This is a genomic window from Sphingobacterium sp. T2, from assembly GCF_000814685.1.
Classification (GTDB): domain Bacteria; phylum Bacteroidota; class Bacteroidia; order Sphingobacteriales; family Sphingobacteriaceae; genus Sphingobacterium; species Sphingobacterium thermophilum.
Window position 1 is genome coordinate 1 of the sequence record NZ_JXAC01000210.1, and the last position, 11,641, is coordinate 11,641.

At 41.4% G+C, this 11,641-nt stretch carries 12 protein-coding genes and 2 pseudogenes; 3 read left to right on the forward strand and 11 right to left on the reverse strand.

Translation table 11 applies throughout. The features are described from left to right. The 5 genes and pseudogenes from SD31_RS12175 to gyrB form a co-directional block, all read right to left on the reverse strand. Positions 1 to 801 (reverse strand): ComEC/Rec2 family competence protein (locus tag SD31_RS12175; protein ID WP_039054337.1); only part of this gene is annotated, 801 nt, incomplete at its 3' end. After that, positions 795 to 1,412: a hypothetical protein gene (locus SD31_RS12180; RefSeq protein WP_039054338.1), complete on the reverse strand. Its 618-nt coding sequence runs from the start codon at positions 1,410 to 1,412 to the stop codon at positions 795 to 797. The genes SD31_RS12175 and SD31_RS12180, both read right to left, overlap by 7 nt. Before the next feature lie 74 nt (positions 1,413 to 1,486). After that, positions 1,487 to 2,839, reverse strand: a complete 1,353-nt coding sequence (locus SD31_RS12185) for a ComEA family DNA-binding protein (protein WP_039054339.1) — start codon at positions 2,837 to 2,839, stop codon at positions 1,487 to 1,489. A 214-nt stretch (positions 2,840 to 3,053) separates the two neighbouring features. After that, positions 3,054 to 3,638 (reverse strand): hypothetical protein, encoded by a 585-nt coding sequence (locus SD31_RS15585; protein WP_156138356.1) that lies wholly within the window; start codon positions 3,636 to 3,638, stop codon positions 3,054 to 3,056. Between the two features lie 100 nt (positions 3,639 to 3,738). Continuing rightward, positions 3,739 to 5,699 (reverse strand): annotated as a pseudogene (gyrB, locus tag SD31_RS12195) (DNA topoisomerase (ATP-hydrolyzing) subunit B). Positions 5,700 to 5,882: 183 nt separating this feature from the next. On the opposite strand from gyrB, the gene SD31_RS12200 reads away from it, so the two are divergent. Together SD31_RS12200 and SD31_RS12205 are read left to right on the forward strand one after the other, a co-directional pair. Further along, positions 5,883 to 6,500, forward strand: a complete 618-nt coding sequence (locus SD31_RS12200) for an OmpH family outer membrane protein (RefSeq protein WP_039054347.1) — start codon at positions 5,883 to 5,885, stop codon at positions 6,498 to 6,500. A gap of 128 nt (positions 6,501 to 6,628) precedes the next feature. After that, entirely contained in the window at positions 6,629 to 7,534 is a 906-nt protein-coding gene (locus tag SD31_RS12205) for a CorA family divalent cation transporter (RefSeq protein ID WP_039054340.1), read from the forward strand. On the opposite strand, the gene tsaB is transcribed toward SD31_RS12205, so the two are convergent. The 5 genes from tsaB to mscL form a co-directional block, all read right to left on the reverse strand. Further along, positions 7,535 to 8,221: a tRNA (adenosine(37)-N6)-threonylcarbamoyltransferase complex dimerization subunit type 1 TsaB gene (gene tsaB, locus SD31_RS12210; protein WP_039054341.1), complete on the reverse strand. Its 687-nt coding sequence runs from the start codon at positions 8,219 to 8,221 to the stop codon at positions 7,535 to 7,537. Between the two features lie 11 nt (positions 8,222 to 8,232). Further along, positions 8,233 to 8,466 (reverse strand): membrane protein insertion efficiency factor YidD, encoded by a 234-nt coding sequence (yidD, locus tag SD31_RS12215; protein ID WP_039054342.1) that lies wholly within the window; start codon positions 8,464 to 8,466, stop codon positions 8,233 to 8,235. Then, complete coding sequence (rnpA, locus tag SD31_RS12220; RefSeq protein WP_039054343.1) at positions 8,467 to 8,859, reverse strand: ribonuclease P protein component; 393 nt, start codon at positions 8,857 to 8,859, stop codon at positions 8,467 to 8,469. Positions 8,860 to 8,927: 68 nt separating this feature from the next. Next, positions 8,928 to 9,086, reverse strand: coding sequence for a 50S ribosomal protein L34 (rpmH, locus tag SD31_RS16205; RefSeq protein ID WP_082021944.1), 159 nt, complete (start codon positions 9,084 to 9,086; stop codon positions 8,928 to 8,930). A 155-nt stretch (positions 9,087 to 9,241) separates the two neighbouring features. Then, on the reverse strand, positions 9,242 to 9,661 hold the full coding sequence (mscL, locus tag SD31_RS12225) for a large-conductance mechanosensitive channel protein MscL (RefSeq protein WP_039054344.1): 420 nt from the start codon (positions 9,659 to 9,661) through the stop codon (positions 9,242 to 9,244). Between the two features lie 154 nt (positions 9,662 to 9,815). Here mscL and SD31_RS12230 point away from each other — a divergent pair, with 154 nt between their 5' ends. Next, the gene (locus SD31_RS12230) at positions 9,816 to 10,457 is read left to right on the forward strand and encodes a response regulator transcription factor (RefSeq protein WP_039054345.1); all 642 of its coding nucleotides are present in this window, start codon (positions 9,816 to 9,818) and stop codon (positions 10,455 to 10,457) included. A 70-nt stretch (positions 10,458 to 10,527) separates the two neighbouring features. Here SD31_RS12230 and SD31_RS12235 read toward each other — a convergent pair. After that, positions 10,528 to 11,641 (reverse strand): annotated as a pseudogene (locus SD31_RS12235) (cell division protein FtsZ); the annotation flags it as partial.

Consider the following 11,641-nt stretch of genomic DNA (forward strand, 5'->3'; position numbering starts at 1 on the left):
CGTGTACACAAACCATATCAGCATTTCGGATACGGTTTGTGGATCAATCAGTGAACGGTATCCAAAAATAAGAGCTACTGCCACCTGAAAGGCTTCGTCATCCTTCAAGTACTTCCTGAACTTTGCTATTAACGCTTTTCGTAGAGACAAAGAATAAGCTACAAACACATTTCCTTTCTGGTGGTCAATTACTTTTATTTCTCTCGGAAGCAGCAGGGCCTGCAATTCCATACCTTTGTTTTTTAGATAAGCTTTATAGTCAAACTCTTTGGGGTTGAAAGGAGGAGGAACTTCTTTTAATTTGTTGATAAGAGCTATCTCATCACCATAGCCATACAGTGCTGTAGTCCCTGAGTCGCGTAACAAGGATACCATTATTTTACCGGAAAGAGAGTAGGACTGCAAAGCATCTATCCCCGCTACCACACGCACTGGAAAACGAATCGTCTTTTCCTTGATAATCGGTTCGTCCTCAATGATTCCTACATATTGCGTCAGATGAAGATATTTCGAAATATGATTGTCTACATATCGAGGACAGTGAGATACTAATGCATAATAACCATAACAAAATACCAGAAAGGGGAAACATATAGCAAAAGCTTTATTCTTCGAAAATCGATTTAAACTGCTCCAAATCACATAAACACTACATCCTATGCCTACCCCTATAAGTGCCCATAAAGGAGGGATTGCTCCATCCAACATTTTACCGAGAAGTATGCCAGCCACATAAGCTGCCAAAGCCTTCACCATCGGCACTTTAGCTGTAGATAGATCCAATATGTCTAGCTTTACCATTGCCATCTCACCTGAAAACGAATCTCCGACTTTCTTCTTCCATCGATTTGATCTAATCCTGAACCTATAGTTTCCCGATCCGTATATTGGGTCAGGCTATACTTCATCCAGACATCTATATTCCTTGACAATCTATAACGGACATTTACATAGGTTCTCCACCCTCTATCGTAAAATATCGGATAGGAGGAGGCATACAACACGTCTCGTTCATACGTATATATCCGAGATTCATAGTCTTCCGTATTGAAATACGAAAGTCTTGTGTTCAGTTGAATCTTTTGCATATTCCAAGAAACATCCTGAAAAAGCAGATACCCCCTACTCTTTGAATCTCCTTTTTTCTCGTATAGAGATACTTCGCCGCGCGTACGAATAGACCAAATTTTGTTAAGCTTATATTGAAAATCTCCACGCAGCTGATTCCTAACAACATCAGCCAACACATTTTCATGCCTCTCGGACATTAAAAGATTTTCTTGGCGAACTCTGTATCTATACCGCAATTGGAAACTTCCACGCTTATACCAATGATACGTAAATTGAGAAAGTATATCTACACCTTCACTAGGTCCATCCACCCGATAGCGCAACCAAGGGAAAGCAAACATATCCACATAGTTTATCCATTCCCATCGCCGTGCAACTTCATATTTGAATCCTGCATAAACACCTTTTTCATTGGCTATGTTGGAGCCTCAGAGAGGGTCTGTGCAAAAAAGCTATGATAGTCCTTTTGAAAATGACGCTGATGGACAAATACCGAAAGGCGGGGATGCAGACTCCCTAATACGCCGTTCACCATAGCTAGACCGCTACCCAAGCTATGTGCCGTTTCTCCAAAGAAATAAAGGTTGCGATAACTATACTTATAATGGAATCCTATCTGCAACAGATCTTGCCCCTCAAAATTGAATTTATTCCGCAACTCATCGCCTTTCATTACCTTGCCGTCAAAGCGCGTGTAAAGAGAAGTGAAGCCTATCTTTAGTTTTCTATAGGAAAAGGAAATATCGGTGCCCGCAACAAATTGCGCTATCTGATGTCTATAAGATTGTTCGGTAGGCGTTCTATGCAATCCCGAAGTGCTTATAGTATTGATAAGCTTACCGAAGTCTGAATGTGTGACATTGCCACTAAGACGGTTGAAGGCTACGAAAGGAGTCATAGTCCACTTTCTGTGGCGAACAGTAGCCGCTATTCCACGTTGAAAGTTATTTTCATTCATAGAGGAATAAGCCAACAATCCCGCACCTTGACGCGACACGGTAGAAGCTAAGGTGCCCTTTCCGAAATTAAGACCATTCCATAAGATAAGCCCCTGACCTATCTGCAATATATAATCCCCCAAAATAATCTTTGAAATTCGTGAATGAAGACCGTTCACTTCCACATAAGCGGAATAAAAGTCAAAACCTCCCTTCTGTTGCAAGGCAAAGAAAGGCTCCCCAGCATCCTTTTCTGCATTAAAGCCTATACGTATTTTCCCTTGATAGTTCCAGCGATAGCGTAAAGCATAGCTATTGCGATCTCCAAGATAGCGTGATCTGCTCTCTTCCGTAATACCGTAACCTCTAGCCTTCTGTAAAACTCGCGAAAGCCGTAACATGATCGTTTGTTCGTTTTCTTCTTTAAGGCTTTTCCATGTCACTCCCGCTAGCGACGATTTACCGCCTATATGCACGAAAGGTGTAAGCCGCTGTATAGTCTGAAGGTCCATACCGGGAATAGCCTGTAGCTCCAGAAGGCTGAGGAAGTCGCCCGACAGCTCCCGATGAGCAATAATATTTGTCACCTGATCCGGTTTCAGGAAGACCAAAGCGCTAAGCTCTGCCTCTGTAGCCCTGTTGAGATCTATAGGGTTACGTCTCATGAAGTTAAGCTTCTCCATGATTTCGCTGATGTCTACCTCTTCTCCTAGCTCCTCGCCAAGCTGTTCCAGCAGCTGCTCTTCCAGGTTCTCTTCATTTTCCTGCGCCTTGCAAACGGGAGAAAAGGCTAATAAAGCAACACACCATATGATATCTTTAAAACTCATATGCCAATGCCAGTTGTGGTGAGGTACCCAACCGATAGTGAAAGGAGGAAGAAAAGTCTATCTGAAATTCTTTAAGCCGGACACCTATCCCTGCAAAATATGTCCGTGGATGCAGACTAACACCACCCCGAAAAAATCAATCCCTACTCCCCTCAATCCACTAAACAAATCCCGGCACGAACATCTACCCCTTCATAGTGTTGATAGTATGTATCTAAAGCCAGAGAAAGCTCATCAGACATCCTATACAGGCTTCCAAAACCAATCTCAACAGGAATATGCTGCTCGGTTTCATCGTTAAAACTTGTGAAGGAGTTATGTTTCGGAAAACAAAACCTAGATTGAGCCTCTCCCAAATATTGAGTAGCAATCCTAGGTCTGCTGAATATGCATGGTCCGACTGATACCCTTGCACGGAAAAATTGTGATAGTTGGCAGAGATGGAAGTGTGTATTACGCCTCCAAAACTGCGTACATAAGATAAAGTTGCCTGTAGGAAACGTGATGTATGTACAATACCGTAAGAATGCACGCTAAGTCCTGCTGCGCCCAGTTGATGGAAGGGCATTCCTAGATATAATGCCTGATAGCGCAGGTCCTTACTCATATGGTGTGGCTGATACGCTATAGCCGCTGTGGCAGAGGACAATACCCCTAAACCTGCCGCATTGTTGGTACTGCTGTAGACAGAACCTATAGCAATCCCCGTATTGCCCATTCCTTGATAAGCTGCAGCATTGAAGGATTGCCCAAATGACGGTGAATACAGCAGTAATAGACTTATTACCCTGTACATCATGGCTGTTAGTGTTACTTAATAAATTTAAGAAAAATACAATAAAAACAAAAAGGCCGACAGAGATTTATCTATCGGCCTTCCTATTTTTATAGTCTACCTCTTATACATCTATTTTTGCATACTTGGCATTTTTCTCGATAAACTCGCGACGAGGGCCTACCTCATCCCCCATCAACATAGAGAACACGCGGTCACATTCAGCTGCATTTTCAATAGTAACCTGTCTTAAGGTGCGCCTTGCAGGGTCCATAGTGGTTTCCCATAGCTGCTCTGCGTTCATCTCACCAAGACCTTTGTAGCGCTGTACGTGCACCGAATCCTCTTTACCTGTTCCTTTAAGGCGTTGGATAGCTGCAATACGCTGCTCTTCATTCCATGCATATTCATGATCCTTACCCTTTTTGATCAGATAAAGTGGTGGGGTAGCGATATATACATATCCTTTTTCTATGAGTTCCCGCATATAACGGAAGTAGAAGGTCAACATCAGCGTGGCAATGTGGCTACCGTCCACGTCGGCATCCGTCATAATGATTATTTTGTGGTAACGAAGTTAGAAAGATTTAATGCCTTAGGGTCCTCCTCGGTACCGATGGATACACCTAATGCTGTAAACATATTTTTGATCTCTTCGTTCTCATAGATTTTATGCTCCATGGCCTTCTCCACGTTCAGAATCTTACCACGTAGAGGCATAATAGCTTGGAAGTTACGGTCACGTCCTTGTTTTGCCGTACCACCCGCAGAGTCTCCCTCGACGAAGAAGATCTCACACAAGGCAGGGTCGTTGCTCGCACAGTCAGCCAGCTTGCCAGGAAGTCCCGAACCGTTCATCACGGTCTTGCGCTGCACCATCTCTCTGGCCTTGCGTGCTGCTGCACGCGCCTGCGCTGCGATGATAACTTTCTGAACGATAGCTTTGGCTTCTCGTGGATTCTCTTCTAGATAAGTACCCAAAATCTCACCTACCGCTACATCCACAGCCCCCATCACTTCCGTGTTACCCAACTTCGTTTTGGTCTGTCCTTCGAATTGCGGCTCTGCAACCTTAACGGAAATTACGGCAGTGAGCCCCTCACGGAAGTCGTCACCTGTAATCTCAACTTTCGAGTTTTTAAGCAAGCCTGAATCGTCGGCATACTTTTTCAGCACACGTGTAAGCCCTCTTCTGAATCCTGCCACATGCGTACCACCTTCTATAGTATTGATATTGTTCACGTACGAGTGTACGTTTTCAGCATATGTATCGTTGTATTGGAAAGCCAACTCTACAGGGATACCTTGCTTCACTCCTTCTAAATAGATGGGTTCAGGAATCAACGATGCACGTGTTCCATCCAAGAAACGGACAAACTCTTTCAAGCCACCTTCCGAATAGAATTCATCCATCCTGTCAGTGCCGTCATCATTTTTCTCGCGCTTATCAATCAAGGTAAGCTTCACGCCCTTATTCAAGAAAGAAAGCTCACGAAGACGGTTGGCCAACGTATCGTAGTTGTAAACCGTGGTTTGGGTAAAAATTTCTGGATCCGGCTTAAACGTTACTATTGTCCCTGTTTTGTCGGACTCTCCCACCTCACGCACCTCATACAAAGGCTTTCCTCGTTCATACTCCTGCATGAAAATTTTGCCTTCACGATGAACTTCTGCTTTCAAGTGGGTGGAAAGGGCGTTCACACAGGAAACCCCAACACCGTGAAGACCACCGGAAACCTTATAGGTATTTTTATCGAACTTACCACCGGCGTGCAATACGGTCATTACCAGCTCCAAAGCCGACTTGTTTTCTTTCTTATTGATACCGGTAGGGATACCACGACCATTATCTTTTACCGAGATAGAGTTGTCTTCGTGAATGGTAACTACTATATCATTACAATACCCTGCTACAGCCTCATCGATAGAGTTATCTACTACTTCATAAACTAGGTGATGCAAACCTTTAGGTCCTGTATCACCGATATACATGGATGGGCGCTTACGTACCGCTTCTAAACCTTCTAAAACCTGAATATTATCAGCAGAATACGTTGACGTAGGGTTCTTTTTTTCTTCGCTCATGAATTAAAAAATCATATAATTTTAACAATCAAAGTTAAATAAAAATTAAGGACTTAAACAACCGATACACACGCTATTCATTAAGGTTTTTTTTGGTAATTTGTGAAGGAAATAACGAACAAATAATTGATTTTTAATTTTTTTATAGTAGGTTTGTTACATAAACTGAAAATAAAGAGTAGAATGAATAGATTTTTATCCAACTTATCGAAAGTAACATTAGGCATTGCGTTAGCGGCAGGCGCTTCTTCATGTAATCAAAACACGCCATCATCGACGGCATCAAAGTCGGACAGCACTACAGCTCCGGCAGCGCCTACAGCCGAAAAAATAGTGTATGTTAACGCTGATACCTTATCGGAAAAATATGAATATTTCAAAGACGCAAGAGCTAGACTAGAAAGCAAAGCCAAAAAAGCGCAAGAAAACCTTCAAGCTAAAGGCCAAGCTTTCCAAAGAGAGCTTGCAGAGGCAGAACAAAAGGCTCCAACCATGAGTGCTTCGGAACGTCAAGCTACCGAAGAACGTCTTGCACGCAAACAGCAAGAATTGGCACAGCTTAACCAAAATGCGTCAGCTTCTTTAGCTCAAGATGAACAGACAGAAATGACAGCAGTGTACAATGCTATTACAGACTATCTTACTAAGCACGCTAAAGAAAAAGGATATCAATACGTTTTGACTTATTCTAAGACTAACCCTGCCGTTATCTATGCAGACGAAAAGCTTGATATCACCAAAGAAGTAGTAGAAGGATTAAACAAAGAATATAAAGCCAAAAAAGCGGCAGACAAAAAATAATCTTAAAGACTGGATTTTGACCTTTGGAATGAGCTTGACAGATGCTGTCAAGCTCATTTTTTATGTGCTTACTACAAAAGCTCCCACTTTGAATACTTATATTTATATATCCAAGACCATAAAATCTTATGATAACACAAGTACTATCTCCAGACAAGCATCCTTTCGAATGGATAGATATCTCGGACCCGGGCATCGAAGATTTCAGTGCACTAAAAGAAAAATATAATCTTAATGCAGAGTCTATCCGCGACTGTCTGGAAATAGGACATCTACCCAAAATCGAAGAATTCGACAACTACCACTTCCTTATTATCAGGACCACAAAAGCCAAACTCAGCGACACTTCCGATTCATTGATAGATATCACGGATAGGGTATCCATCTTTTATGGAGCGAATTTCGTCATCACAGCCCATCGCAACGAGATTCCTTTTCTCGAAAACATAAAGAAGATGGATGTGAACAGCAAGACATTATCTTCCAGCAAACACCTCATCAATACCCTAGTCTCCGAAGCCCTAAAAACTTTCGAAACATTGGTATTGGGAGATTTGGACGCCAAGCTAGACGAATACGAAGAGATCGTCTTTCTGCATCAGCGACGCAAACCCTTTCTCAAAAAACTTTATTATATCAAAAGGCAGATAGACGTCATCCGTTCGGTACTTATCCTCTATAAAGACATAGTGGATTATTTTCACCTGCCGGAATATAAAAACATCTATACACAAGATTTAAGAGACCTCTTCTCCCGTACCAATACCCTGTACCGTAATATCGGTGAAAATACGGCACAGCTGCTGTCCATCTATTTCAATATAGAGTCCAACCATACGAACGAAATTATGCGGACACTGACCATTATTTCCGTATTCTTCATGCCAATGACCTTTATTGTAGGCGTATATGGCATGAACTTCGACATCATGCCCGAATTGCATTGGAAATATGGCTATCCACTCGTCATGACAAGCATGATGATCTTAAGCTTATTAATATATCTTTGGTTTAAGCGGAAAAAATGGCTTTAATTACCTAGCCTTTGGTGTTGTGGCAATAAACTCTTTCAAATAATAAGGCTCGAAATAGATCAAATCCTCGAGTTCCTTATGGGTAAATTTTTCATATACCGATGCTGTCATATAAGCAGAAGAATGGGAATATGACTCATCGACAATAATTTGAGGGTCATGGGCAAATAGCTCCATCAGCTTAGCAGCACCAGAGCCAAACAGCACCACTTTATGAGAGGTATAGCTATCAAAAGTATGTGCATCCACTATCACAGCTTCGGTAGTTCTTATCAGTTGATGGTTTTGGTACATATTCAGATACACTTCCATACGGCGCGCATCCAGCATAGGGACATAAATCCAGTTTTCATTGAATCCATGTTTCTCAATATATCCCTTATACATACTTTCTAAGGTATTTACGGCTATCAAAGGCAAATCCAAAGCGTAGCACAACCCTTTGGCAGTGGAAACACCTATGCGCAATCCCGTATAGGAGCCGGGACCTTTGCTTACGGCTACCGCTTGCAAATCCGTAAAGGCAAGAGCATTACGTTTAAGAAGCTCATCAATAAACACAGTCAGTTTGGAAGCATGCAGGTTAGGCTCCTGGGCTTCCAAGCAATCCAACAGTACACCATCCACACTTATGGACACCGAGCAGGTGTCGGTAGCTGTATCTATCTGTAATATACGTACACTCATCTTAACTTCTTTTACGGTACCGGATCATGACCATGTCCTCCCCAAGGATGACAGCGAGATATACGCTTGAGAGTAAGCCACCCTCCTCTGAAAGGACCATACTTCAATATAGCTTCTTTGCCATATTGAGAACATGTCGGCGTAAATCGACAGTTGGCTCCCAATAACGGTGAAATAAACAGCTGATACAGCTTTATCAAAAGGATAAAGAGATGCTGCAACACTAAGCTACGCCTTTCCAACATTTACGAACGAACTTCATGAGCCAACTGAGACAGTACCCTTTTCATCTTCGAATACATCGTATCGAAAGGTAATTCTTCTTTTCCCACGTACTGAATAGCAAAATCCAATCCAATTCCTTGTTGATTCAATTTAGAATATAACAATTCTCCTTTTTGGAGGCGATACACCTCACGCACCAGACGTTTTATTCTGTTACGCTGGAAGGCTCTCTTGAATCTTCTTTTGGAAACGGAGACGATGACTTGAGCCGGAAACGGCTGGTCCTGCTCTAAAGGACGGAAAAGAAATACTACACGAAAGGGATATATTATAAAAGAAGAACCACCATGGAAGAGAGCATCAATTTTTCTCCTACTACACAGTCGTTCTCCTTTCGTAAATGTTTTTCTCATTATAGATGACTATCTTGGCGTTCAGAAGCCACTATGTTAAGTCACCGGCGCTAAAGAAAAGAAATTAATTAGCCTTTGTGACGGTATTCGTCAGAAACTGTTAGACGTTTTCTACCTTTTGCTCTACGAGCTGCCAATACTCTTCTACCATTAGCTGTGCTCATACGCTCTCTAAAACCGTGCTTATTTCTTCTTTTTCTTAGCGAAGGCTGAAATGTTCTTTTCATGACGTCTTTATTATCTTTATTTATTTTCTAATTACCATTAATTACCTCACAAGAGGAATGCAAAAGTAGTGTATTATTTCTATATAAACAAGTTTAGTGCAGAAAAAAGTTTACAAAAAATATGTAAACTTTTCCTATTAAAACCTTAATAAAGGCTATTTGCTTTTTAAGATATCTCTGATTTCAGTAAGCAACACTTCCTCCTTTGATGGTGCTGGCGCTTCTTCCGCCGGAGCTTCTTCTTTCTTCTTCAATGAGTTAATACCTTTGATAACCACAAAAATACAGAAGGCGATAATTAAGAATTGGATTATCACATTGATAAAGTTTCCGTAGTTTAAAGTTACTGCAGGCTCAAGTACTGAGCCATCTGCATTTAACACGGCCTCTTTTAGCACTACCGATTTTTCCGAAAAATCCACCCCTCCCGTGATAATACCTACTATTGGCATGATCAAATCGTCAACCAAGGAAGTTACGATTTTTCCGAAAGCGCCACCGATAACCACACCGACTGCCAAGTCGATAACGTTACCACGCATGGCAAACTCCTTAAATTCTTTTACAAAACCCATAATAATTTCTTTTATTTAGAAACCAATAATAAAAGTTATAAATTTACGCAATTTCTATTTTTTATAAAGATAAGTGTTATCGCCAAATTATATGCATCAAATTATATTTTTTTGTAAATTAATACGACAGTTGCCAGGCAGAGTAAATTAAATTATGAAAAACATTATTATTGCTGACGATCATAGTATCGTCCGATTCGGCACTGAAGTAGCAATACACTCTACTTTCAAGGACACCAAAATTACGCACGCATCTACAATAAAAGAAGTTTATTCACTTTTGAACTTTCGGAGGTTCGACCTTTTACTCCTAGACATTAATATGCCCGGAGGCAACAATATAAATGTCATAAAGGAAATATTAAACATACAGCCGGACCTCAAAATCTTGGTTTTTTCATCCTATGACGAAAACATTTACGCTTTACGATATATTGAAGCTGGCGCTGCAGGATACCTCAATAAGAATACAGCTATGGAAGAGCTAAGCAACGCCATCCAAAGTATCCAAGAGCGTGGCAAATATATGTCCGCAGCTATAAAAGATCTTTATATTACCAAGCTTACAACAAGTAAGGCGACTATTAGCAAATCTAACCCTCTGAACAAACTTTCAAACCGTGAGATGGACGTTGCCAAACACCTTATCGAAGGTCACAGCATACAGGATGTATCCTCTATGTTAAACCTTAGCTCTTCTACAGTAAGTACATATAAGAGCCGCATATTTGAAAAACTGGGGGTAGACAATATCCCGGATCTTATAGAGCTCTTTAAGCTGCATTCTCAAGGATAAGATAAACAAAACCCTATAACATAAAAAAGGCCAACGTATGTTGGCCTTTTTTATGTATCGTCTAAGTTTATTAGTCTACATTATCGTGTAAGAAGGAGTTGTTTGAACGGATTTCTGTCACGCCATCATCAAACGATAAGGTGAAACGAGAAACCTGAGAGTCCGAAGAGTGTGGAACATCTTCCAAAGCTCTCTGCTTTCTTTTATAAGCAGGTTCGTTTTCCAACTCTTGCAAGCCATTGGTAGATTTCAACTTCATGCTCAACTCTTTAAGACGTAAGATACGCTCTTTAGTTTTCAACAGTTGGTCTTCGAAGTTTACCTCTTCTTCCACCTTGTTCGCATTCGCTGTTGTTGTGGCAGGCGCTTCAAACTTATGCTCCACCGGCTGCTCTACATCTTCCACAGGTTCATTTTTTTTCTCTTCGTAAGCATCAAAAACCGTAGGCAACTTGAACTCAAATACTGAAGGTGTGGTTTTCAATTGAAAGCCGTCGTTATCTTCTTGCTTTTCTTCTTCAGCATTGAAATCTCCTTGCAGATCCAAGGTATGACGGATGACGTTGGAAGATTCCTGCTGCACAGCAACGTTGCTGTACGACGGTTTCATCGAATTGAACAAATCAGCCTGGGATGTCATTCGAGGAGCTGAGGAGCTCTGGTTTGTCGGATTTACCGGAGTTACCAGATTCTGAGCTGTAGAAGCCGAAGGCTTGCTAGCCACGAATTGGTTTTGCGACACAGGCTTAATAAAAGTATGTTCTGTAGGTTCCGGTGTTAAAGGTAAAGCGATTTTTTCTTTTTCTCTTTCCTTCTGGCGCTCTTCAGCAGTTTGGAAGCCGGTAGCAATGATAGTTACAGACAATTCTTCATCTAAGTTTTCGTCGATACAGTTACCCCAGATTAAGTCTGCTGTCAATCCAGCTTTCTCTTGGATGTAGTCGGTGATGATAGACACCTCATCCATAGTAACTTCTTTCTTACCAGAAGTAATGTTCAACAAGATATAGCGAGCACCTTCGATTTCATTGTCTTTCAACAATGGAGAAGCAAGCGCTCCTGTCACCGCTTTGATTGCCCTATCTTCACCTGAAGCAACGTGGTTACCCATGATAGCTACACCACTATCACTCATTACAGTACGTACGTCTTTGAAGTCTACGTTTACGTATCCTGGGATAGTA